Annotated in this window: 34 protein-coding genes; 32 read left to right on the forward strand and 2 right to left on the reverse strand. The window is 57.9% G+C overall.

Annotated elements, in window-relative coordinates:
* Window positions 1-111 precede the first annotated feature (111 nt).
* The 32 genes from rpsJ (at window position 112) to rplQ (ending at window position 17,682) form a co-directional block, all read left to right on the forward strand.
* Window positions 112-429: a 30S ribosomal protein S10 gene (gene rpsJ / locus GSQ86_RS09215; RefSeq protein WP_114209006.1), complete on the forward strand. Its 318-nt coding sequence runs from the start codon at window positions 112-114 to the stop codon at window positions 427-429.
* 106 nt (window positions 430-535) lie between these two features.
* A complete protein-coding gene (gene rplC / locus GSQ86_RS09220; RefSeq protein ID WP_158749666.1) occupies window positions 536-1,288 on the forward strand; it encodes a 50S ribosomal protein L3 in 753 nt (250 codons plus the stop codon).
* Window positions 1,289-1,395: 107 nt separating this feature from the next.
* Window positions 1,396-2,064, forward strand: a complete 669-nt coding sequence (rplD, locus tag GSQ86_RS09225; protein WP_158749667.1) for a 50S ribosomal protein L4 — start codon at window positions 1,396-1,398, stop codon at window positions 2,062-2,064.
* On the forward strand, window positions 2,064-2,357 hold the full coding sequence (locus tag GSQ86_RS09230) for a 50S ribosomal protein L23 (protein ID WP_158749668.1): 294 nt from the start codon (window positions 2,064-2,066) through the stop codon (window positions 2,355-2,357). The genes rplD and GSQ86_RS09230 overlap by 1 nt, the downstream gene beginning before the upstream one ends.
* Window positions 2,358-2,463: 106 nt before the next feature.
* On the forward strand, window positions 2,464-3,288 hold the full coding sequence (rplB, locus tag GSQ86_RS09235) for a 50S ribosomal protein L2 (RefSeq protein ID WP_158749669.1): 825 nt from the start codon (window positions 2,464-2,466) through the stop codon (window positions 3,286-3,288).
* 18 nt (window positions 3,289-3,306) lie between these two features.
* On the forward strand, window positions 3,307-3,594 hold the full coding sequence (gene rpsS / locus GSQ86_RS09240; protein WP_158749670.1) for a 30S ribosomal protein S19: 288 nt from the start codon (window positions 3,307-3,309) through the stop codon (window positions 3,592-3,594).
* Between the two features lie 60 nt (window positions 3,595-3,654).
* A complete protein-coding gene (rplV, locus tag GSQ86_RS09245; protein WP_158749671.1) occupies window positions 3,655-4,170 on the forward strand; it encodes a 50S ribosomal protein L22 in 516 nt (171 codons plus the stop codon).
* 16 nt (window positions 4,171-4,186) lie between these two features.
* Window positions 4,187-4,858 (forward strand): 30S ribosomal protein S3, encoded by a 672-nt coding sequence (gene rpsC / locus GSQ86_RS09250; protein WP_158749672.1) that lies wholly within the window; start codon window positions 4,187-4,189, stop codon window positions 4,856-4,858.
* A gap of 62 nt (window positions 4,859-4,920) precedes the next feature.
* Complete coding sequence (rplP, locus tag GSQ86_RS09255; RefSeq protein ID WP_158749673.1) at window positions 4,921-5,355, forward strand: 50S ribosomal protein L16; 435 nt, start codon at window positions 4,921-4,923, stop codon at window positions 5,353-5,355.
* A 65-nt stretch (window positions 5,356-5,420) separates the two neighbouring features.
* The gene (rpmC, locus tag GSQ86_RS09260; RefSeq protein WP_158749674.1) at window positions 5,421-5,699 is read left to right on the forward strand and encodes a 50S ribosomal protein L29; all 279 of its coding nucleotides are present in this window, start codon (window positions 5,421-5,423) and stop codon (window positions 5,697-5,699) included.
* Window positions 5,700-5,702: 3 nt separating this feature from the next.
* Window positions 5,703-6,020 carry a 30S ribosomal protein S17 gene (rpsQ, locus tag GSQ86_RS09265; protein ID WP_158749675.1) on the forward strand — a complete coding sequence of 106 codons (318 nt, stop codon included), beginning with the start codon at window positions 5,703-5,705 and terminating at the stop codon, window positions 6,018-6,020.
* 110 nt (window positions 6,021-6,130) lie between these two features.
* Window positions 6,131-6,502, forward strand: a complete 372-nt coding sequence (gene rplN, locus GSQ86_RS09270; RefSeq protein WP_158749676.1) for a 50S ribosomal protein L14 — start codon at window positions 6,131-6,133, stop codon at window positions 6,500-6,502.
* Between the two features lie 27 nt (window positions 6,503-6,529).
* Complete coding sequence (rplX, locus tag GSQ86_RS09275) at window positions 6,530-6,856, forward strand: 50S ribosomal protein L24 (RefSeq protein ID WP_158749677.1); 327 nt, start codon at window positions 6,530-6,532, stop codon at window positions 6,854-6,856.
* 116 nt (window positions 6,857-6,972) lie between these two features.
* Window positions 6,973-7,521, forward strand: a complete 549-nt coding sequence (rplE, locus tag GSQ86_RS09280; RefSeq protein WP_158749678.1) for a 50S ribosomal protein L5 — start codon at window positions 6,973-6,975, stop codon at window positions 7,519-7,521.
* 22 nt (window positions 7,522-7,543) lie between these two features.
* Window positions 7,544-7,729, forward strand: a complete 186-nt coding sequence (locus tag GSQ86_RS09285; protein WP_158749679.1) for a type Z 30S ribosomal protein S14 — start codon at window positions 7,544-7,546, stop codon at window positions 7,727-7,729.
* 127 nt (window positions 7,730-7,856) lie between these two features.
* A complete protein-coding gene (gene rpsH / locus GSQ86_RS09290) occupies window positions 7,857-8,255 on the forward strand; it encodes a 30S ribosomal protein S8 (protein ID WP_158749680.1) in 399 nt (132 codons plus the stop codon).
* Window positions 8,255-8,422: a hypothetical protein gene (locus GSQ86_RS09295; RefSeq protein WP_158749681.1), complete on the forward strand. Its 168-nt coding sequence runs from the start codon at window positions 8,255-8,257 to the stop codon at window positions 8,420-8,422. The genes rpsH and GSQ86_RS09295 overlap by 1 nt, the downstream gene beginning before the upstream one ends.
* A 10-nt stretch (window positions 8,423-8,432) precedes the next feature.
* Window positions 8,433-8,972 (forward strand): 50S ribosomal protein L6, encoded by a 540-nt coding sequence (gene rplF / locus GSQ86_RS09300; RefSeq protein WP_158749682.1) that lies wholly within the window; start codon window positions 8,433-8,435, stop codon window positions 8,970-8,972.
* A 128-nt stretch (window positions 8,973-9,100) separates the two neighbouring features.
* Window positions 9,101-9,457 carry a 50S ribosomal protein L18 gene (gene rplR, locus GSQ86_RS09305; protein ID WP_158749683.1) on the forward strand — a complete coding sequence of 119 codons (357 nt, stop codon included), beginning with the start codon at window positions 9,101-9,103 and terminating at the stop codon, window positions 9,455-9,457.
* 47 nt (window positions 9,458-9,504) lie between these two features.
* Window positions 9,505-10,014 carry a 30S ribosomal protein S5 gene (rpsE, locus tag GSQ86_RS09310; protein WP_158749684.1) on the forward strand — a complete coding sequence of 170 codons (510 nt, stop codon included), beginning with the start codon at window positions 9,505-9,507 and terminating at the stop codon, window positions 10,012-10,014.
* Window positions 10,015-10,016: 2 nt separating this feature from the next.
* Entirely contained in the window at window positions 10,017-10,208 is a 192-nt protein-coding gene (rpmD, locus tag GSQ86_RS09315; protein WP_158749685.1) for a 50S ribosomal protein L30, read from the forward strand.
* A gap of 101 nt (window positions 10,209-10,309) precedes the next feature.
* Window positions 10,310-10,750 carry a 50S ribosomal protein L15 gene (gene rplO, locus GSQ86_RS09320; RefSeq protein ID WP_158749686.1) on the forward strand — a complete coding sequence of 147 codons (441 nt, stop codon included), beginning with the start codon at window positions 10,310-10,312 and terminating at the stop codon, window positions 10,748-10,750.
* A 46-nt stretch (window positions 10,751-10,796) separates the two neighbouring features.
* A complete protein-coding gene (gene secY / locus GSQ86_RS09325; RefSeq protein WP_158749687.1) occupies window positions 10,797-12,194 on the forward strand; it encodes a preprotein translocase subunit SecY in 1,398 nt (465 codons plus the stop codon).
* Window positions 12,195-12,911, forward strand: a complete 717-nt coding sequence (locus GSQ86_RS09330; protein WP_254062267.1) for an adenylate kinase — start codon at window positions 12,195-12,197, stop codon at window positions 12,909-12,911.
* Between the two features lie 7 nt (window positions 12,912-12,918).
* Window positions 12,919-13,671, forward strand: coding sequence for a type I methionyl aminopeptidase (gene map / locus GSQ86_RS09335; RefSeq protein ID WP_158749688.1), 753 nt, complete (start codon window positions 12,919-12,921; stop codon window positions 13,669-13,671).
* Between the two features lie 47 nt (window positions 13,672-13,718).
* Entirely contained in the window at window positions 13,719-13,937 is a 219-nt protein-coding gene (gene infA, locus GSQ86_RS09340; protein WP_026442745.1) for a translation initiation factor IF-1, read from the forward strand.
* Window positions 13,938-13,957: 20 nt separating this feature from the next.
* Entirely contained in the window at window positions 13,958-14,071 is a 114-nt protein-coding gene (gene rpmJ / locus GSQ86_RS09345; RefSeq protein ID WP_013581269.1) for a 50S ribosomal protein L36, read from the forward strand.
* A 178-nt stretch (window positions 14,072-14,249) separates the two neighbouring features.
* A complete protein-coding gene (gene rpsM / locus GSQ86_RS09350) occupies window positions 14,250-14,633 on the forward strand; it encodes a 30S ribosomal protein S13 (protein ID WP_158749689.1) in 384 nt (127 codons plus the stop codon).
* A gap of 2 nt (window positions 14,634-14,635) precedes the next feature.
* Complete coding sequence (gene rpsK / locus GSQ86_RS09355) at window positions 14,636-15,052, forward strand: 30S ribosomal protein S11 (protein ID WP_158749690.1); 417 nt, start codon at window positions 14,636-14,638, stop codon at window positions 15,050-15,052.
* Between the two features lie 126 nt (window positions 15,053-15,178).
* On the forward strand, window positions 15,179-15,808 hold the full coding sequence (rpsD, locus tag GSQ86_RS09360; protein ID WP_158749691.1) for a 30S ribosomal protein S4: 630 nt from the start codon (window positions 15,179-15,181) through the stop codon (window positions 15,806-15,808).
* A 201-nt stretch (window positions 15,809-16,009) separates the two neighbouring features.
* A complete protein-coding gene (locus tag GSQ86_RS09365; RefSeq protein ID WP_158749692.1) occupies window positions 16,010-17,110 on the forward strand; it encodes a DNA-directed RNA polymerase subunit alpha in 1,101 nt (366 codons plus the stop codon).
* A gap of 92 nt (window positions 17,111-17,202) precedes the next feature.
* Window positions 17,203-17,682: a 50S ribosomal protein L17 gene (gene rplQ, locus GSQ86_RS09370; protein ID WP_158749693.1), complete on the forward strand. Its 480-nt coding sequence runs from the start codon at window positions 17,203-17,205 to the stop codon at window positions 17,680-17,682.
* A 51-nt stretch (window positions 17,683-17,733) separates the two neighbouring features.
* Here the strand turns inward: rplQ and GSQ86_RS09375 are convergent, their stop codons facing one another.
* Window positions 17,734-19,368, reverse strand: coding sequence for a carboxypeptidase regulatory-like domain-containing protein (locus tag GSQ86_RS09375; protein ID WP_158749694.1), 1,635 nt, complete (start codon window positions 19,366-19,368; stop codon window positions 17,734-17,736).
* Between the two features lie 11 nt (window positions 19,369-19,379).
* Window positions 19,380-21,029, reverse strand: a complete 1,650-nt coding sequence (locus GSQ86_RS09380) for a carboxypeptidase-like regulatory domain-containing protein (RefSeq protein WP_158749695.1) — start codon at window positions 21,027-21,029, stop codon at window positions 19,380-19,382.
* Window positions 21,030-21,105: the final 76 nt, after the last annotated feature.

Here is a 21,105-nt window from a genome sequence, read left to right on the forward strand (position 1 = left end):
GTGAAGGCGGACGCACCGTAGGCGCCGGCACCATCACTGAGATTTTGAACTAAGGACAAATTTAATTCGCCGGAGAACTGAGGTTCTCCGGCGAAGAAAGAAACGAAGCTCATGGTTGGACAGAGAATTCGCATTCGGCTCAAGGCTTATGACTACCGGGTGCTCGACACTTCGACGGGCGAGATTGTAGATACCGCGAAGCGTACGGGTGCACAGGTAGCCGGGCCGATTCCGTTGCCGACGATCAAGAACAAGTATTGCGTGCTGCGTTCGCCGCACGTCGACAAGAAATCGCGTGAGCAGTTTGAGATTCGCACGCACAAGCGGCTGATCGACATCCTTGAGCCGACCCAGCAGACGGTCGATGCTCTGATGAAGCTCGATCTTCCCGCCGGTGTGGATGTCGAGATCAAGGCTTTCGAGAAGTAGGACTGGCCGTCCAGGCGATTGCGCCTTGCGGCGCTCGAGAATAACGGCTAGTAAGAAACCTTCAGTGGCTGCGGAAACAGCGCAGACATGATGGGGAGAGAAGACGATGGCAGTTACAGGGATTTTAGGCAAGAAGATCGGCATGACGCAAGTGTTTGATGAGAAGGGTGAAGTTCACCCGATCACTGTCCTGCAGGCTGGTCCTTGCGTGATTACGCAGCTGAAGACGGCTGCGAAGGACGGCTACGACGCGGCGCAGATTGGCCTGGTCGAGTTTGTGAAGGCCTCGAAGGTGACCAAACCGCAGGCTGGCCACTTCGCCAAGAACAATGTTCCTCCGGTCAAGCTTGTGAAGGAAGTTCCGGTCGAGCTCAGAGCCGCGAAGAAGTCCGGAGACGGCGAAGAAGCTTCGAATGGCGTGGTGAAGGCTGGCGATAAGGTTCTGGTCGATATCTTCTCTGATGAGAAGTATGTCGATGTGGTGGGAACGAGCAAGGGCCGTGGGTTTGCCGGTGTTGTTCGCCGCCATAACTTCGGTGGCGGTCCCAAGTCGCACGGACACATGTTCCAGGTGCAGGGTTCGATCGGTGCATCGTCGTTTCCTTCGCGTGTGTTTCCCGGGCAGCGCATGCCGGGCCACATGGGCGTGGATCGCGTGACGGTTCGCAACCTGCGTATTCGCGGGATTGATCTCGACGAGAACCTGATCATGGTCGAGGGAGCAGTACCCGGTCCTCGCGATGGCTATGTGCTGATCTCGAAGGCAAAGGCTCCGCCGCGCGAGCGTCGTGGGTTTGCTGGTTCGGGCACGGTCGATCCGCTGAAGGCTTCGAAGAAGGCTTCGGGTAAGAAGAAATAGGGACTGCGCGTCCAGCGATACGCGCCCTAACAGGCGCCAAATCATGGTTAGCGGTTTACAGGTATTGAGAGCTGGGATGAGAGTCTCGGGCTTGAAAGAGAAAAACGATGGCAAACATTGACGTATTCGATCTCGGTGGACAGAAGGTTGGCTCGCTTGAGCTGGCTGACGAAGTCTTTGCGCCGAGCGAGGTAAACGAGGCGCTTCTGTGGGAAGCGGTGAAGCACTACCGTGCGGCGCTGCGGCAGGGAACGGCTGCGACCAAGAATCGCAAGCTGGTCTCCGGTTCGGGCAAGAAGCTCTGGAAGCAGAAGGGCACAGGCCGTGCGCGTGTCGGCTCAGTGCGTTCGCCCCTGTGGCGGCATGGCGGCACGGTTCACGGACCGCAGCCCCGCTCCTATGACTATGCCTTCCCCAAGAAGAAGCTGCTGGGCGCGCTGCGCTCCGCGCTTGCTGCAAAGCTGCAGGATGGCAAGCTGACAGTGGTCGAGAGCTTTGAGCTGAAGGAAGCGAAGACGAAGCTGTACCGTCAGGCGCTCAACAAGCTCGAAGTCAAGAAGACCGCTCTGCTGGTCGAGAATGGCAAGGAGCTGAGCCCGAATGTTGTTCTGGGCGCACGCAACCTGAAGGGCGTCGAGCTGATGCTGAACAACGAAGTGCATCCGTACGATCTGCTGCGCTACGAGCGCGCGATCTTCTCACGGCCCGCACTCGAGCAGCTGCAGGAAGCTCTGAAGAAGACGGTTTCAAAGCGTAGAAAGGCGGAGGTGGCCTAATGCCGACAACCTATACAGTCATTCGCCGCCCGCTGATCACCGAAAAAGGTTTGGGCGTCAAGGAAACCGAGAACACCCTGGTGTTCGAAGTGGCCGCCAAGGCGACCAAGACCGAAGTGAAGCAGGCGGTTGAGGCTCTCTTCAAGGTGAAGGTTTCCGCGGTACGCACGGCGAACGTTGTTGGAAAAGAGCGTCGTCGCGGTAAGTTTGCCGGTTTCCGTCCGGACTGGAAGAAGGCGTATGTGCGCCTCCGGTCGGGCGAGAAGATGCCGGATTACGTGAACAACCTGTAGTCGGAAGACGGACCCAGGTTCAGTAAGAAGATTGATTGCTGCTCAGGAATAAATTATCTGGGCAAACGCCGGTGAAAGTGAGCCGGCGGCGAGAGAGAAGATAACGATGCCGATCAAGACATACAGACCGATCACACCATCGCTGCGGTTCAAGACCACGCTGGTGAATGACGACATCACGACGGATAAGCCGTATAAACCGCTGTTGACCATTAAGCAGCGTACCGGCGGACGCCGCAACTCGGGCGACCTGACCATCCGTCACCACGGTGGCGGCCACAAGCAGAAGCTTCGCCTGATTGACTTCAAGCGTGACAAGTACGGCGTGCCGGGCAAGGTGGCGACGATCGAATACGATCCGAACCGCTCTTCGCGGATCGCGTTGATCAGCTACGAGGACGGTGAGAAGCGCTACATCATTCAGCCGGTTGGCCTGAAGGTTGGCCAGACGGTGATGAGCGGCCCTGAGGCCGACATCCTCGTCGGCAATGCGCTGCCGCTCAAGAATATTCCTGCCGGTACGACGGTGCACAATGTGGAGCTTCGTCCGGGCAAGGGTGCGCAGATGGTGCGCTCGGCCGGTTCATCGGCGCAGCTGGTTGCAAAAGAAGGCGACTACGCGCTGTTGAAGCTGCCTTCCGGCGAAACCCGCAAGGTGCTGGTAGAGTGCATGGCGACGGTTGGCCAGGTGGGCAACACCGATCACGAAAACGTGACCATCGGCAAGGCCGGACGCAACCGCTGGAAGGGTATCCGCCCGACCAACCGCGGTGTGTCCATGAACCCGGTCGATCACCCGCACGGCGGTGGTGAAGGCAAGACCTCAGGCGGACGTCACCCGGTGACTCCGTGGGGCCAGCCGACACGCGGCTACAAGACGCGTAACAACAAGCGGACCGACGCATTCATCGTCAGCCGCCGCAGCAAATAAGGATTAAGAGGATCTCTGATGGCACGGTCGACGAAAAAAGGCCCGTTTATTGATACGCACCTGACGGTGAAGATTGATGCGCTGAACCAGGCGAACGATAAGAAAGTTGTCCGCACCTGGTCGCGCCGCTCGACGATCCACCCCGACTTTGTCGGGCACACGATCGCGGTACACAACGGCAAGAAGTTTGTGCCGGTCTATGTGACCGAGAACATGGTGGGGCACAAGCTGGGTGAGTTTGCGGCAACGCGCACGTTCAAGGGCCACTCGGCGAAGGCTGCCGAGTCTTCGGCAAAGCCGCGGTAAGAGATTTTGCGCTCCAGTGTGGCGCGCATAGAGTTTTTTAGAAGGATTTGAGGCAAGCCAATGCAATTGGACACACGGGAATTTCGGGCTGAAGCCAAGTTTCAGCGGGTATCGCCGCAAAAGGCGCGGCTGGTGCTCGATCTGATTAAGGGCCGCCGCGTGGAAGAAGCACTGAACACGGTGGCGTTCACCAAGAAGTCGGTCGCGCCGCTGGTCGAGAAGGTGCTGCGCTCGGCGCTCCAGAACGCCAACTATCTGAGCCAGGAACAAGGGCTCGACGTGGATGTGGACAATCTCTACGTCAAGAATGCGATCGCGAACGAAGGCCCGCGCATGAAGCGTATTCGCCCGGCTCCGATGGGTCGCGCGTACCGGTATCAGCGCCGTCTGGCCCACATCATCATTTCTGTGGCCGAGCGTTCGCAGGAAGGCCTGGTCCAGAAGGTAGACGCGGAAGCGTCTGCAGCGACCAAGCCTGCCAAGAAAAAAGCTCCCGCAAAGAAGGCCGCAGCCAAGAAGACTGCAACCAAGAAGCCTGCGGCAAAGAAAACGCCTGCCAAGAAGGCAGCGAAGTAGGGGATTAGAGGAAACTATGGGACAGAAAGTCCATCCTTACGGATTTCGGCTCGGCATCAACAAGCCGTGGCGCTCACGCTGGTTCACTGAGCGCGACTATGACAAGCTGCTTATCGAAGATGTGAACCTGAAGCGCGAGCTCAAGGACAAGCTGAAGGCCGCCGGCGTCAGCTCAGTTGAAGTCGAGCGTCCAGGCAACAAGCTTCGGATCATCATCCGCACCGCGCGTCCGGGCATCATCATCGGCCGCAAGGGCGCCGAGATCGAGAAGCTCAAGGTTGAGTTGCAGAAGCGCACCAACCGCGAAGTCTTCATCGATATTCTCGAAGTCAACAAGCCTGAGCTTGACGCTCAGTTGGTGGCCGAGAACATCGCTCTGCAGCTTGAGAAGCGTGTCGGCTTCCGCCGCGCCATGCGCAAGGCTGTGGATTCGGCTCTGCGTTTCGGCTGCAAGGGTATCAAGGTTCGCGTTTCGGGCCGCCTGAACGGCAACGAAATCGCGCGTTCCGAGTGGTATCTGCAGGGACGTCTGCCGCTGCACACGCTGCGCGCGGACATCGACTACGGTTTTGCCGAAGCACACACCACCTACGGCATCATCGGCGTGAAGACGTGGATCTATCGCGGAGATATTTACCAGCAGAAACGGCGCGAGCCCCAGGCTGCGGTGGGCACGTCGGTTTTCTAAACTGACGGCCGAAGTAAGAAATTGAGCCGGCTCAAAAGCCGGCAACGATTGAGGGTTTCATTATGTTGATGCCAAAGAAGGTCAAGTATCGGAAGCAGCAGAAGGGCAAGATGCGCGGTAAGGCATGGCGCGGCTCCGAGCTGTCGTTCGGCGACTTCGGCCTGAAGGTCATGGAGTGCGGTTACATCACCGACCGTCAGATCGAAGCCAGCCGTATTGCCATGACGCGCTTCATCAAGCGCGGCGGCAAGGTTTGGCTGCGGGTTTTCCCGGACAAGCCAGTCACGAAGAAGCCGGCCGAAGTCCGAATGGGTTCCGGCAAGGGCGCGCTCGACCACTGGTCCGCGGTCGTTCGTCCGGGCAAGATCCTGTTCGAGATGGAAGGCGTAGCGCCGGAAGTGGCGCAGGAAGCCATGCGTCTGGCGTCAAACAAGCTGCCGCTCAAGACGCGCTTCGTGCAGCGTCATACGGTGAAGGCCGTAGTCGCGGCGAAGTAAGGCGAGAGAGATATTCAGGGAGACTCGGTTGCAGATTGTGACCGCTGTCCCGGAGAGAAGAAGAGATGGAACTGGAAAAGATTCGCAACCTGAGCGACAGCGAGCTGAATGTCGAGGAGCACAAGGCGGCTGAACAGCTGTTTCGCCTGCGCTTTCAGATCAAGCTCGGCCAGAACGAAGGCGTGAAGAAGCTGCGCGAGCTGAAGAAGGACATTGCCCGCATCAAGACGATCACGCGCGAGCGCGAGCTGAAGCTGCATGGCGAGGCCCCGAAGGCTGAATCCGCTGCGCCGGTCAAGTCCGCGAAGGCCAAGAAGACGACAAAGAAGAAGGAGGCTCGCTAAGCCATGGCAGATGTACAGAGCGAAGCCACAGTAGAATCGCGCCGCAACGAGAAGGTCGGTCAGGTCGTTTCGACCAAGATGCAGAAGACCATCGTGGTGGAAGTAGAGATGCGCAAGGCGCACCCGAAGTATAAGCGCATCGTGAAGAGCAGCAAGAAGTTCTATGCGCATGACGAACAGAACTCGGCGCGCGTGGGCGATGTGGTCCGCATCCGCGAGACTCGTCCGTTGAGCAAGCTGAAGCGCTGGCAGTTGGAAGAGATTGTCCGCCGCTCTGCGCTGGCACAGGCAGAAGCAGCTGCCGCGCCGGTTGCTGAGTAATAGCCGCACGAATTTTGTGCGGGTGAATTGCGGAGCGAGCGCCGGAATCGCGCGAGCATAGCAAGAGGGTGGAGCGGTTTACCGCGGGGCCCTGAAAGGTAGAGATTACGATGGCAGTGCAGATGAGAACTATGCTTGAGGTAGCCGATAACTCCGGCGCCCGCAAGCTGCAAATGATTCTGCCGCTGGGTGGCGCAAGCGGCAAGAAGGCCGGTCTTGGCGATGTCATCACAGCTGCGGTGAAGGAAGCCTCGCCGGATGGCCAGGTGAAGAAGGGCAAAGTGGTGAAGGCTGTGGTGGTTCGCACGCGCAAGGAAACGCGCCGTCGCGATGGAACCTACATCCGCTTCGATTCGAACGCTGCCGTGCTGATCAACGAAGCCGGTGAGCCGGTGGGAACACGCGTTTTCGGGCCGGTGGCTCGCGAGCTGCGTGAGAAGAAGTTTCTGAAGATTGTTTCGCTGGCTCCCGAAGTTCTTTAATTCGGCCCGGCAGGTAAAGGGAATCCTATGAGTTTGAACATACAGCGCAATGACACGGTGGAAGTGATCGCAGGCAGCGACAGGGGCAAGCGTGGCCGCGTTCTGCGTGTCCTGGCAGACGAGAACCGCGTACTGGTCGAGCATGTGCGGATGATCAAGAAGAATGTCCGCCCGAATCCGCAGCGGAACATCAAGGGCGGCATTGCAGAACAGGAAGCTCCACTGCACATCTCGAATGTTGCCGTGGTCTGCCCGGACTGTGGGCCTACCCGCATCGGCTTCAAGTTTGAGGGCGACAAGAAAGTTCGCTTCTGCAAGAAGTGCGATCAGACGCTGGCAACGAAGAAGAAATAAGCTTTTGCGCCGCAAGGCGCGATTGCCTGGACGGCAAGTCCCAAATTGAATCCCCTCCGTAACGGTACACGGCTCACAAGCCACTCCGAAGACCGGAGAAGAAAAGAGAAAAGGCAATGGCAGCAAGACTGAAAGAGAAGTACAACCAGGAAATCAGGGCGGCACTCCAGAAGGAGCTGGGCCTTGAGAACACGATGGCGGTTCCGCGTCTGGAAAAGATCGTTCTGAACATGGGTCTGGGCGAAGCGACGCAGAACAACAAGCTGATCGATCCGCTCGTTGGCGATCTCGCCTCGATCACCGGACAGAAGCCGGTACTGACGAAGGCGAAGAAGTCGATCGCCGCCTTCAAAGTGCGCGAAGGCATGTCGATTGGCGCGATGGTCACTTTGCGCGGCGAAGCGATGTACGAATTTCTTGACCGCCTGATCTCTGTGGCGCTGCCCCGCGTGCGTGATTTCCGCGGCGTTTCGACCAAGAGCTTTGACGGACGCGGCAACTATACGCTTGGCCTGCGCGATCAGCTGATCTTTGCTGAGATCGACTATTCGAAGGTCGAAAAGCTGAAGGGCATGAATGTCACGATTGTGACTTCGGCCAAGGACGACAACTCGGCGCGCGCGCTGCTGAAGCAGTTCGGCATCCCGTTCCGCCAGACGGCGTAAGGAAGTTAGAGGACTTTAGATTATGGCAACGACAGCAAAAAGGGTAAAAGACGCCCGCAAGCCGAAATTTTCCAGCCGCCAGCACAATCGCTGCAAGCTGTGCGGACGCCCGCGCGCTTATCTGCGCAAGTTTGGCGTCTGCCGCCTGTGCTTCCGTCAGCTGGCGCTCAAGGGAGAGATCCCCGGCGTAGTGAAGTCTTCCTGGTAAGGAATACGCGTCCAGCGACTCGCGCCTTCGGCGCCTAACAAATTCGCGTTGCTGCACCATGCGCAACGCATAGACATTCCCGCAGGTTCTCTGAGAAGCAGAGCGAACGGGGGATGAAGGAGAAACGATGAGCTTTACCGATCCAGTAGCAGATTTCCTGACGCGCCTGCGCAACTCCATCCGTGCGCGCCACCAGAAGCTGGATGTTCCGGCCTCGAAACTGAAGACCGAGATCGCCCGCATTCTGAAGGAAGAGGGCTATATCGCCAACTACAAGGCCGCTGAAGAGAATGGCCGCAACGTGCTGCGCGTCTACCTGAAATATGGCGCCAATAACGAAGCTGCTATCCGTGACCTCTCTCGCGTATCGCGCCCCGGTTGCCGTGTTTACATCGGCCGCGATGAGATCAAGCGTGTGCAGGGTGGACTTGGCATCAGCATCATGACCACGCCTCGCGGCGTCATGACCGGTCGCCAGGCTCGCAAAGAAGGCGTAGGCGGCGAGATTCTCTGCGAAGTCTGGTGATGCTGGCCGCATCGGGCGGGCGCGCCTTTGGCGCCATACCTGCCGATCGCGGATGTTTTAGCCGCGCCGTTGGCGCGTATGTAGTGCTGAAATATGCGAGCAAAAACTCGCGGGCTGCAGTGGAACGCTACGGAATTGAAATTCCGGGCGGGACTCGCAAGCCATAAAGGATTAGAAATGTCGCGTATTGGAAAACAGCCGATTCCGTTGCCGCAGGGTGTGAAGTACACCGTCAACGGCAACACCATCGTCGTAGAAGGCCCGAAGGGCAAGGTCGAGCAGGTGATTCCTTCCGGTATCAAGCTTGAGACCAAGGACGGCCACATCATCGCCAGCCGTGAGAATGAGTCGCAGGCTGCCGTGCATGGCTTGACCCGCGCACTGGTTTTCAACGCCGTCGAAGGCGTGACCAAGGGCTGGTCTAAGGATCTGGATATTGTCGGCATCGGTTACCGCGCCGAGCTCAAGGGCAAGGATACGGTCGTGTTCACTCTTGGCTATTCGCATCAGATTGAGTTCCCGCTGCCTACCGGCATTACGGCAACGATCGATCCGAAGCAAACGCGCGTAACGGTGAGCGGCATCGATCGCCAGAAGGTCGGCCAGGTGGCCGCCGATATGCGTTCGCTGCGCAAGCCGGATCCCTACAAGAACAAGGGTGTGCGCTACTCCGACGAGAAGCTGAAGAAGAAGGTTGGTAAGACCGGAGCGAAGTAGCCGCGTTTGCGAGGCGTCTGAGCCTCGCGCGGCTATCCTGAGCGCCTAGCGCGAAGGATCTCTGGACAAAACGAATTGAAACCGAACGGGGCCGCAAGGCGGCTCCGCTATTAGGAAGGAAGACGAGAATGATTTCGCAGAGAAACAGAAATGAAATTCGCCAGCGCATCCATGACCGCATCCGCGCCAAGGTTGCTGGCACAACAGAGCGTCCGCGCCTGAATGTGTACCGCTCACTGAACCACATCTATGCCCAGGTTATTGACGACGGCAAGGGCATCACCGTGGTATCGGCATCGAGCAAGGCTTCGAAGCTGAAGACCGGCGGCAACGTCTCCGCGGCCAAGGAAGTCGGCAAGCTGGTGGCTGAGCGCGCGCAGGAAAAGGGCATCAAGAAGGTTGTGTTCGATCGCGGCGGCTATCTGTATCACGGACGCATCAAGGCTCTGGCCGATGCGGCGCGCGAAGCAGGTCTCGAATTCTAAGTGTTTAGGCGCGGCGTAAGGCCGGCCAGAAGGAAATCAGGAAGCGAATGGCAACACTGAAAAAGAAACTGGATGCCGGGCAGTTCAACCTGAAGGATCAGGTTGTTGCGATCAACCGCGTGACCAAGGTGGTCAAGGGCGGCAAGAACATGTCCTTTGCCGCGCTGGTCGTCGTAGGCGATCCCGGTGCCGGCGTGGTGGGATACGGCTCGGGCAAGGCGAAGGAAGTGCCGCAGGCGATCCGCAAGGGTATTGAAGCGGCCAAGAAGAACCTGGTCCGCATCAACCTGACGCAGACCACGATTCCGCACCAGGTGCTGGGCCGCTTCGGTTCGGGCCACGTGCTGTTGAAGCCGGCTCCCGAAGGTACAGGCGTGATCGCAGGCGGCGCAGTGCGCGCGGTAATGACCTCGGCTGGTGTGCAGAATGTTCTGACCAAGAGCCTGGGCACGGCGAATCCGCACAACGTCATCAAGGCTACGTTTGACGCTCTCGTCCAACTGCGCGACCGCGCGGAAGTGGCGGCGCTTCGCGGCAAGCAGGTACAGGAGTTATAGTCATGGCAGAAACTCAAGCGAAGATCAAAATTCAGTACTACCGCTCGTCCATTCAGGCTCCGTTCAAGCACAAGAGGGTCGTCAAGGGCCTCGGCTTTACGCGCCTGAACCAGATCGTCGAGCGTGAGGATACTCCCTCGATTCGCGGCATGGTGAAGACTGTTCCCCACCTTGTTAGAATTGTAGAGAACTAGCCGTTCAGGCGGCGACGCCTTCGGCGTAAAACTTAAGCGGCACAGCCGTCATAAATGCGAGTCGGTCAGGGCAAGCCTGACCGGCGTATAGCGAGGACATCATGAATCTTTCCAGTCTTAGAGCGCCGAAGAAGGCGAATCGGAACAAAAAGCGCGTCGGCCGTGGTATGGGCTCCGGACACGGCAAAACCTCCACCCGTGGACACAAGGGACAGGGGTCCCGTTCGGGTTCGAGCCTGATGCGCGGTTTTGAAGGCGGCCAGATGCCGTTGCACCGCCGTTTGCCGAAGCGCGGCTTCACCAACATCTTCCGCACGGAATACACCGTCCTGAACCTGGACCGTCTCGCCGAGCTGGGCGAGAACGAGCTGACCATCGAATTCTTTTCCGCCAAGGGGCTGCTGAAGAAGAACGAAGGGCTGCTTAAGATTCTGGGTAATGGCGAGCTCACCGCGGCGATCACCGTGCATGCGCACAAATTCTCGAAATCCGCACAGGAGAAAATCGAGAAGGCCGGCGGCAAGGCTATTCTGGTAGCGTAAGACGAGAGGCCCTCGGGAAGAGGGCCATCCGGGAATCCGACTCTTCATGTTTGAAAAATTCGCCAATATCTTCCGCGTTCCTGACCTGCGTAAGCGGGTTCTCTTCACGATGGCGATGCTTGCCGTCTACCGTCTTGGCGCCTTTATTCCTACCCCCGGTGTCAACGCGACGGCACTTGAGCACTTCTTCGATTCACAGAGTGGCAGCGCCTTGGGCCTGGTCAACCTGTTCAGCGGCGGCAACCTGCGCCGCTTGACCGTGTTTGCGCTGGGTATTATGCCGTACATCACGGCGTCGATCATCTTCCAGTTGCTGACCGTGGTCTATGAGCCGCTGGCCCGCCTTCAAAAAGAAGGTGAGCTGGGCCGCAGGAAGATTACGCAGTGGACACGTTACGTAACCGTCGTCCTCGGCATCGTGCAGTCGCTGGCCATTGCGCTGACCCTGTTGCACGGCTCGGGCGGACTACAGCTGGTACTTAACCCTGGACCCGGTTTCGTCATCATGACGGTCCTGACGCTGACGACTGGCACGGCCTTCATCATGTGGCTCGGTGAGCAGATCACCGATCGCGGCATCGGCAATGGCATGAGCTTGCTGATCTTCGCTGGTATCGTCGTAGGCTTGCCACGCGCTATTGAGGAGCTGGTTGAGACGGCACGCACCGAGAAGTTTGGCGCATTCACGGTTCCAGCGCTGGTTCTTCTTGTCGTAGCCATGATTGCTGTCGTGGCCTTCATCGTCTACGTCGAGCGCAGCGAGCGGCGCATTCCGGTGCAGTATGCCAAGCGCATTGTCGGACGCAGGCTGATGGGCGGCCAATCGACGCACCTGCCACTCAAGGTCAACTCCGGCGGCGTTATGCCGGTTATCTTTGCGGCTTCGGTGCTGTCGGCCCCGCTGCTCTTTTCACAGGCTGCATTTGTGCGCAACAGCGCTTTCCTTACGCGCGTATTTGACGCGCTGCATGCAGGCGAGCCCTGGTACGAATTGCTGTACATTGTCGCCATTGTCTTCTTCGCATATTTCTATATCTCGATTGTCTTCCGTCCGGATGACATTGCAGACAATATGCGCAAGTACGGCGGCTTCATTCCCGGTATCCGTCCCGGCAAGCGCACCTCGGATTACATCAACGACATTCTGACCCGCATTACTCTGGTCGGCGCACTGTACCTGATCATCATTTCGATCATCCCGCAGATTCTTATCAGCGGTATCCATCTGAACCATCTATTCCTGGTAGGCCCGATGTTCGAGCGCCTGCCGTTGTGGGTGACGAACGGTCTGGGCTTCAACTTCTACTTCGGTGGAACGTCGCTGCTGATCGTGGTCGGCGTAGCCATGGATACGGTCAACCAGGTGGAATCTCAGCTGATCATGCGCCACTATGAAGGCTTCTCGCCGCGCAGCGGACGTATTCGCGGAAGGCGGGCCTGGTAAGTGGCAGTAGCAGTCATCGAGAAACGGACCGAGGACGGAAAAGTCATTCGCATCGTCCCCGGTCCGATTCTTCTGTTAGGAGCTCCCGGAGTTGGTAAAGGTACTCAGGCTAAGGAAATTATGGCCGCCTGGGCGATTCCGCAGATCTCAACCGGAGATATTCTCCGCGCCAACGTCGCAGGCGGGGCTGAGCTGGGGAAAAAGGCTAAGATCCTCATGGATCGCGGCGAACTGGTTCCGGACGAGCTTGTGAATGAGATGGTTGCGGCGCGACTTTTGCAGCCGGATACAGCTAACGGCTACATTCTGGATGGGTTTCCGCGGACTTTGGGCCAAGCTGAGTGGCTGGATGGCCATCTTGCCGCGCAGAGGGGCAGCCTACCGGTCATTGCTGTAAGCATCCAAGTAGGATATACTCAATTACTGCGCCGTATTACCGGCAGGCGCAGCTGTCCAGTCTGCAAGAGTATTTACAACATCTACTTGCAGCCGCCGAAGGTTGACGAGCTTTGTGACCTCGACGGTACGCCTTTGACGCGGCGCTCAGACGACACAGAAGAAGTTTTTGAGGAGCGGATGCGGACCTATGAGTCGCTGACGGCTCCGGTCGTGGAGCATTATCGTGCTCTGGGACGCTTTGACGAAGTGGACGGAGAACAGCCGGTGGACGCAGTTGCAGCCGCAGTGATGGCTGCTGTTCTGCGTTTAAGAGGATAACCGGCTGATGGCGATCATGATTAAAACGCCGCAGGAAGTAGAGAAGATGCGGCGTAGCGGAGCGGTAGTTCGAGAGATCCTGGATTATGTGCGTGGCTTCGTGAAGCCGGGTGCAAGCACGATGGATCTTGAGAATGAAGCTGCAGCAAAGATCGCTGAGTTGGGAGCAACACCGGCATTCAAGGGTTATCACGGATATCCCGCGGTGCTGTGCACGTCGGTGAATAGCGAAGTGGTTCACGGAATTCCGTCGGCGAGTCGTGTATTGCGCGATGGCGACATTGTTTCGATTGACACGGGCGTGATTATCGATGGGTTTTATGGTGATTCGGCGATCACCGTGCCGGTAGGTGAGAAGATTGCGCCGAAGACGCAGCGCCTTCTGGATGTGACGAAGGCATCGCTCGAAAGCGGTATCCGCGCTGTAAAAATTGGCGCTTACCTGGGCGATATCGGCGCTGCGGTGCAGGAAGTGGTCGAAGCTGACGGCTTCAGCGTAGTGCGGGAGTTTGTTGGGCACGGCATCGGTACCAGGCTGCATGAAGATCCGCAGGTGCCGAACTACGGACGCCGGGGACAGGGTTTGAAGCTGCGGGAAGGCATGGTCTTCTGTATTGAGCCGATGGTGAACTCGGGCAAACCGGGTGTGCAGGTGCTGAGCGACGGCTGGACTGCAGTCACGGAAGACGGAAGTTTGAGCGCGCATTTTGAGCACACGGTGGCAGTGACCGCTAACGGTGCTGTGGTATTGACGCAGTAAAGTTTTGAGGCGAAGCCTGCCAGAGGCGGGCAGAATCGGGATACGGATTGTCGAAGGAAGACGCGATTGAGGTAATGGCAACTGTCCTTGAGACGTTGCCGAATGCCATGTTCAAGGTTGAGCTTGAGAATAAGCACCAGGTTCTGGCGCACGTCTCAGGCCGCATGCGGAAAAACTTTATCCGCATTCTCCCGGGAGACCGGGTTGCGGTAGAACTTAGCCCGTATGATTTGACGCGCGGGCGCATCGTTTACCGCTACAAGTAAGTAGGATTGGAGTAGTTCAAATGAAGGTTCGTGCATCAGTAAAGAAGATTTGTGACAAGTGCAAGGTCATTCACCGCCGTGGTGTGGTGCGTGTGATCTGCGAGAACGCAAAACACAAGCAGCGCCAGGGCTAAAGCTCAGGCGTCTGATACGGACAGGCGAGAATCTGCAAGTGGTGGGGCTAGTTAGCCATAAAGGCTTGCGATGAACCCCAGGATTCACAAAAGCCTGTCAAAACCGCTGGACTGAAGCAAGTCCAGCCTAACCGTTCCGAGCGGTGAAGCTGCCCGGAATACCTTAAGAAGGACAAGCATGGCACGTATTGCTGGCGTCGATCTGCCCCGCAACAAGCAGGCAAGAATCGCGCTCACTTACATCTTCGGGATCGGGAACCCGCGTGCGCTGCGTATCCTTGGAGCTGCGAGCGTTGACCCGTTCAAGAAGATCCAGGATCTCGGCGAAGACGAGGTAAACCGCATCCGCCAGGTGATCGAGGAAGAAGGCCAGGTCGAAGGCGACCTGCGCAAAGACGTCTCGATGCACATTAAGCGTCTCATCGACATCCAGTCCTATCGTGGACTGCGGCATCGCCGCAGCCTCCCGGTGCGCGGACAGCGTACCCACACCAATGCGCGTACCCGCAAGGGACCGCGTAAGGGCACGATTGCGGGCAAGAAGAAAGCGACGAAGACCTAGTCATGGCAAAAGCACAGGGCGCCGGCAAGGCAGCCACCAAGAACAAGAAATTCAAGAAGCGCGAACGCAAGAATGTGCCGTACGGTCTGGTCTACATTCAGGCTTCGTTCAACAACACCATCGTGACCATCACCGACGGTCAGGGCAACACGATCTCGTGGAAGAGCTCGGGTTCGCTCGGCTTCCGCGGGTCGCGTAAGGGCACTCCGTTTGCCGCGCAGCAGGCAGCGATCAATGCCGCCAACCAGGCGCGCGATCATGGTCTGCGTTCGGTCGATGTCCGCGTCTCCGGACCCGGTTCGGGCCGCGAATCGGCAGTGCGCGCACTGGCCGCAGCAGGAATTGAAGTTCGTTCGATCCGTGATACGACTCCGATTCCGCACAACGGCTGCCGTCCGCCGAAGCGCCGCAGAGTGTAAGTTCGCCTTCATCGCGCAGGTATTCGCCTGCGCGGTGAAAATGCGTTAAAATAAGAAGGTTTGGACTGGGACGAAGCGCAGCCAGCGCGTAAACCAGTCGGCCCCTGAAAATCTAGGAGAAATGAATTGGCACGTTACACCGGACCAGTATGCCGCCTTTGCCGCCGCGAAGGCACCAAGCTTTTTCTGAAAGGCACTAAGTGCTTTTCCGATAAATGCCCCATTGAGAAGCGCAACTTCGCCCCCGGCCAGCATGGCCGTGACCGCAAGGCGAAGATCGTAGGCTACGGCCTGCAGCTGCGTGAAAAGCAGAAGGCGAAGCGCATCTATTTCACCCTCGAAGGCCAGTTCCGCGCATATTACGAGAAAGCATCGCGCGCCCAGGGCGTCACCGGCGAACTGCTCCTTCAGCAGCTTGAGCGCCGCCTGGACAACGTGGCCTACCGTCTCGGCTTTGCCACTTCGCGCCGTCTGGCCCGCCAGATCGTCCGTCACGGACACATCGAAGTGAATGGCCGCAAGGTGAACATTCCTTCGTTCCAGGTGAATGTTGGCGATGAGATCAAGATTCGTCCGAACAGCCAGAAGATGACGGTGCTCGAGAGCTCGCGTGAGTTCGCCAGCCACCAGCCGGCTCCTGCATGGCTTTCAGTGGATCATGCGAACCTGTCAGGCAAGATTCTGTCGCTGCCGAAGCGCGAGGATGTGAACCTGCCGGTGAACGAGCAGCTGATTGTCGAACTTTACAGCAAGTAATCAAGTTTTGGAGGGGCATAATCTGGGTGCCCCACGTTCGGAAGCTAACGTGGGTTTCAGATAGCTCCTCGGGATAAAAGATTTTCGAGTCCTTGACTCGAAAGATGTACACCGCCGAATGCGGTGAATTTAATCAACGGAGATAACAGACGCCGACGCTGCAAAATGCTTCGCGGCCCGGTGTCAGGAGAGCGAATCGATATGCTTTGGAGAGGATTTCAAAAGCCAAAACGGTTAGCGGTTGATACTGAAACGCTGACTGAGAAATACGGGAAGTTTAGCGCTCAGCCCTTTGAGCGCGGCTTCGGAACAACCATTGGCAATGCACTGCGCCGCACGCTGCTTTCGTCCATCGAAGGCGCGGCCGTGACCGCAGTCAAGATCGAAGGCGTACTGCACGAGTTCCAGTCGATCACTGGAGTTGTGGAAGACGCAACCGACATCATCCTGAACTTGAAGCAGATCCCCTTCAAGTTGAACGGCGAAGGCCCGAAGGCGCTGTATCTGCGCGCGGACCAGCCGGGCGTGGTGACTTCGGGCATGATCGAAGCCGATGGCGACGTGGAAATTCTCGACAAGGATGTCTATATCGCAACCGTCAGCGAAGGCGGCAAGCTGGACATGGAAATGCGCCTGAAGCGCGGCCGTGGCTACATCTCCGCTGACAAGAACTTCGACTCCGACCTCGGTATTGGTTTCATTCCGGTCGATTCGGTTCACTCGCCTGTGCGCAAGGTGAACTACACGGTCGAGGCAGCCCGTCTGGGTCAGATCACCGACTACGACAAGCTGACGCTCGAAGTCTGGACCAACGGTACCGTTGTTCCGGCAGATTCGATTGGCCTCGCGGCGAAGCTGCTCAAGGACCACATGAGCATCTTCATCAACTTCGAGGAAGAGATCGAGACCGAAGCCCAGGCGGAAGATGGCCGTCCGCTGCTGCGGAACGACAATCTCAATCGCTCGGTGGAAGAACTGGAACTGAGCGTTCGCAGCTACAACTGCCTGAAGAACGCCAACATCCAGAGCATCGGCGAGCTGGTGCAGAAGACCGAAGCCGAAATGCTGAAGACCAAGAACTTCGGACGCAAGAGCCTGAACGAGATCAAGGAAATCCTTGCGCAGATGGGTCTTTCGCTCGGCATGAAGATTGACGAACATGGCAATGCGGTGCCGGGACCGACGAGCGTTCTGCCCTCGGCCACGCTTGCAGCTGCCAGCTTCGGCCGTTTCGACGACGACGATGATGAAGGTTTGGACGAAGCGGATCTTCCGCTGCCGTCTGAAACGGAAAACTTTTAACAGGGCACAGAGCTCAGGGCACAGGTCTCAGATTCAAGACTGTGCCCTGTGACCTGACTCCTGAGACCTGAATTAGATAAGAGAGATTTGCCATGCGCCACCGCAATGCAGGATACAAACTCGGACGCAACACCAGCCACCGCCGCGCTCTGCTGCGCAACCTGGTCACGTCCATCATTCTGGAAGACCGCGTCGAGACGACCATCGCCAAGGCGAAGGCAGCGCGGCCTCACGTAGAGAAGTTGATCACCCTGGGCAAGAAGGGCGACCTGCATGCACGGCGTCAGGCTCTTTCTTACCTCCAGACCCGCGATGCAGTCACGCGGCTGTTTGACACCGTGGCCCCGCGCTACGGCGACCGCAATGGCGGCTACCTGCGCATTGTGCGCCGTGGCTTCCAGAAGGGCGACGGCGCCGAGAAGGCATTCATCGAGCTGCTCGGAGCGGAGGCGATTCTCGACGAGAAGCGTCAGAAGCGCGCAGAAGCCCGCACCAAGCGCCGTGAAGAGCTGCAGAAGGCTATGGCCGAAGAGCAGCAGGCAGCTGGCGGCGAAGGCAACGAACAGGCTTAATTCCGCTCGTAAGTTCGCGGACACGACGCACCTCGATACTGAGGTGCGTTTTTATTTGGGCTGGACTTCCAGCGCTTCGCTCAACTGGGTCGTCTGTGGATTCTGCTCGGTGATGCTGACCTGCTGTCCTCGCTGCGCGTAATGCCGGATCACATCCGGCTGTGCCCAGTCGAGTGACCAACCATCCTGAATGGCGACGACAGTGTACTTTCCCGGTTCGACATTCTTCAGCACGAAGTTACCGTCGGAATCGGATTGAGCGCGGCGGAAATAATCGCGGTCGCGCACCGGATCGGCCGGCATCAAGACGATCATCGCTCCGGGTGTAACGACGCCGTTTTGCTTGGCAAAGCCTGAGACGGACAGCCCGAGGTCTTCATAGATAGTTGCCGCCAGCGTTGCCGAACCGCTGCCGATCGTTATCTGGCGATGTCCAATCTGTGCGCCATTTGCCATCATCTTTGATACGTGAAAACGCTTGCCGCCGCCTGCGATATTCAACCGGTAGACACCCGGCGCAACGCCGTGGATGGTGAAGCCGCCATCGTTTTCGAGTCGGGTGCCACCGCTGACACGATCCTCTAGCGTCACTAGGGAGACGAACAGATTATCTGGCAACGTACCACCGGAAGCTGGTGCCAGCTTGCCCGAAACGTCCGCCAGCGCCGAGCCGGTAGAAAGATCGATTGCCTGATCCGTACTCGCATCGACAGTAACGACTTTGCCGGGATTGCCATCTCTTTCAGGTACGCGCAACTCATATTGGCCCGGAGGCACGCTGATTTCCATTCCTCGCCGAGCCCCGATGAATGGCGAGAAGATAAGCGGTTCGGTTAGCCCGAAGACTTGGTGCTCGATCGGAGGCATAGAGAATCCGGATCGTCCGCCCTCCGGCGTCTGCGGTGTCTGCACCGTCAAGTGCAAGGCAGGGATGGGGTGCAGCGAGAAATTAATGACTAAGTGTTCTCCGCCTTTGATTGGAATTGGTGCGGCAGATTTTTCATCTGTTGTGTCCGGATAGAACTCCGTCGCGTAGACAAGGTCCATAGGTGAAAGGGTCAGGCTGGTATTCCCACCCGTCGAGTCTCGATTTGCAGCCATAGAGCGGATTCGTGCACGCACCGAATACCAGGTCTGCCCGGTTGCAGACACAAAGTAATTCCCCGGCTCCAGACCGGCAAATTCATAGGCTCCGGATTCGTCTACATTCGCCGCGCGTACTCGTTGTACACGCTCTTCGCCGGTGCGATTGCTGTCGCGGTAAAGTGTAACCACTCCATGTCCAACCGGATCTCCGGTATCTTCCGCCACAGTTCCGGCGATAACACCGCCAGGAACCAGCTTCAGTTGAAGATTCGCGCAGCAATCCTGACCTGCGCCTGTCACCAGCGCCGTCGTGAAATTATCATGCGCATCATAGGCAGTCGTAATATAGCCGCGGTGCGAGCCACACAGAATGTATCTGTCAGCAGGTATACGGAGGAACTGAAAGTTCCCGTTTTCGTCAGTTGTGACAGAGGCGAACAGAGAACCGTCCTTTGCCTGCTCCAGTGACACGGTAGCGTGGGAGAGCGGCGAGCCGGTAGCTGCATTCACCGCTTTTCCCGTAATACTGCTGGATGTCTGCGCGGTCGCGCCGATGCAGCACGCAATCGCCGCGCAACAGGCGAGCAGAAGATGCCTCATGCCAATCCGGATCATTGGCTCCCACCATTTGCGGCGGTGATATCTAGCGTGATCTGCGCTGAAGCTCCTGCGGCAAGAGTGACCGTCTGACCCTTGCCTACCAGTGCGCGAACGGCATCCTGGCTGCTGAGGTCCAGTTGTTGTGGTGCATCAAATGCGATCACCCGATAGGATCCCGGAGGTAGATTCGATATCTGCGTCGCCTGTGTGATGCGCATGTTTTGCGGCACCTGCGCAGCTACAGAAGACTCGGGAATAAGGGAGACATATGCCGTAGGCTCGGCGTTTCCAGCCGTTCCCGCAGGCTGTTGCAGTGCGATGCTCAGAGTGGCTCCATCGTCGCGAAGCGTAATGTCAATGGGCGACGACGAGCCGCCTGGGCCCACAACCAACGGTTGCTGCGTAAGATCGACTCCGCCGCTGGTGATAGAAGCGACGTAGCCCTGGAAGCTGTTGGTCTGCACCCAGTAGCTGCCGGGACGAACATTTTCAAGAATAAAAGCCGAGCTGTCCGTGCTGTTGGGCGCGTGACGCAGATTGCCGCCTGCAAAGTTGGCTACGTTTCCGCTGATACGCTGCAGCGTCAGATTGACTCCCGCTGAGAACCACTCTGGCGGGTTGCCGTCAGCAAAAGTCACCGTAGTGTGATTCTGGTTTGTAAATTCACGGTGGATAGTCACAGGGATCGAATTGAGAGGAAGCAGCACCAGACCTGCGCTTACAGGCCCATTTTGCACCGTGATCTGCGCGTTGCCGAATTGAGGCGTCAATCCAAACGACTCTCCCTCCAACCGGTATATGCCTTTAGGCAGATTCAAATGCACATCCCGGTCGCGCTGGTTGTATCGCGAAGGATAGGGCAGAGGGTGCCCAGCGAGGTCGTATATCTGCACATTCGCACCTCGCCCGCTATTTGAAACTGAAACGGTTACAGAATAAAAAGGCTCGTGCGTCAGCAGCATATCCGCCTGAAGATGCTGTCCGGGGCGCACTGTGAGAGCTGCGTCTCCGCTTGAATCCGCCCCGCCGGGGAAATACTCAGGCGGATATCCCCAATGCGGATGGTCTCCCATCGGTTCCGGATCCGGATCGACTGAACCAGACGTGTAGACGCGATAGGCCCCGGGCTCCAGGTTGCCGAAGAAAAAGCCACCGTCACTGTTCGTCATGCGGCTCTGCCCCTGCTGCCAGAATGAGCGGCCATTCTGGATATCTTTTTTCAGCAGGTGGACCTGAATGTTCTCAGCCGAATCGGAAGTGGAGAGCGTGATCTGGCCGCTGATCGCGCCGGTAGGCAGAAGTGCGAGGGTCGCGTCTTCCGCGTTGGGGCCAGCCTGCACATGTTGCGTCTCCTGCTGGCTCCCCGATGCGGAACCGGTAAAGCCGGGACGCATGACCGTCAGAAGACAGGAGCCAGCGGGAACATGTGGAAACTCAAAGTGCCCCTCGCTGTCCGTAAACACTGCATCGGAGGACTGCCCCTGCATCGTAACCAGCGCGCGGGCAATCGGCTGCCCCGAGAATTTATTGATGACAATTCCGCGCACCGGATATGTCTGCTGTTGTTGCGGTGCAGCATCATCCTGAGCCGCCAGGGGCAGGCAGCACAGCGAGAGGCATAGCAGCAGACGAAGTATCAACACGGCTGAAAGACGGCCCATGATGCGAAAAGGCTTCACGCTCCGATGATGAAAATTATGCCGGAAAGCAAACAGCGCCTGAAGATGATCTTCAGAC

The organism is Acidobacterium sp. S8, from assembly GCF_009765985.1.
In the GTDB taxonomy this organism is placed as follows: domain Bacteria; phylum Acidobacteriota; class Terriglobia; order Terriglobales; family Acidobacteriaceae; genus Alloacidobacterium.